At 73.2% G+C, this 1,073-nt stretch carries 1 protein-coding gene; it reads right to left on the bottom strand.

The genetic code is table 11. The features are described 5' to 3' along the window. Window positions 1-1,073, bottom strand: a 1,073-nt coding sequence (locus ACWD0J_RS41315) for a ketoacyl-synthetase C-terminal extension domain-containing protein (RefSeq protein WP_451501012.1), incomplete at both ends; no start/stop codon positions are given.

The raw sequence follows: 1,073 nt of genomic DNA, 5'->3' as shown, positions 1-1,073 counted from the left end.
AGGGCGTGGGGGGTGATGCCGTTGGCGGTGAGCAGGTGGTAGGCGGCGACGTGGTGGGCGAAGAGGGCGGGCTGGGTGTAGAGGGTGTCGTTCAGCAGGGTGGCGTGTTCGCTGTCTGGTGGGGCGAACATGATGTGTTGGAGTGGGAGGGGCAGGTGTGGGTCGAGGGCGGCGCACACTTCGTCGAGGGCGTGGGCGTAGGCGGGGTGGGTGTGGTAGAGGCGGGCGCCCATGCCGGGGCGCTGGCTGCCCTGCCCGGACAAGATGACCGCGAGGCGGCTGGGGCCGGGTGTGGTGGGGCGGGGGCCGCTGACCAGGGCGGGGTGGCCGCTGCCGGCGGCGAGGGCGGTCAGGGCGGTGTGCAGTTCGTCGCGGTCCGCGGTGACGATGGCGGCCCGGTGCTCCAGGTGCGCCCGGCCCGACCACAGCCGGCCGGCCAGCGGCCCGGCCTGCACCTGCGGATGCTCTTGCAGGTAGGAGGCGAGGCGCTCGGCGCTCTGGGCCAGGGCCCTGGCCGACCGCGCCGACAGCACGACGGGTACGAGCCCCCCGTCCGACTCGTCCTGGCGCGCGGGCAGTTGCTCGACGGGCGGTGCTTCGAGGATCAGGTGGGCGTTGGTGCCGCTGATGCCGAAGGAGGACACTCCGGCGCGCCGTGGCCGGTCGGTTGCCGGCCAGGGCCGGGACTCGGTGAGCAGGAGGACCGCGCCCGCACTCCAGTCGACGTGACGGGAGGGCTGGTCCACGTGCAGGGTCGGCGGCAGCACACCCCGCCGCATCGCCTCGATCATCTTGATGACGCCTGCCACACCCGCGGCGGCCTGCGTGTGCCCGATGTTGGACTTCACCGACCCCAGCCACAACGGCTGTTCAGCCGTGTGCTCGCGCCCGTAGGTGGCCAGCAACGCCTGCGCCTCGATCGGGTCGCCCAGCGTCGTGCCCGTGCCGTGCGCCTCGACGACGTCCACCTGGCCTGCACTCACCCGGGCATCGGCGAGGGCCTGTTCGATGACGCGTTGCTGGGAGGGGCCGTTGGGGGCGGTCAGGCCGTTGGACGCACCGTCCTGGTTGAC

Source organism: Streptomyces sp. NPDC003011 (assembly GCF_053591515.1).
Note: the sequence above shows the minus strand (reverse complement) of the source record. Positions and strands in the feature narration are given on the sequence as shown.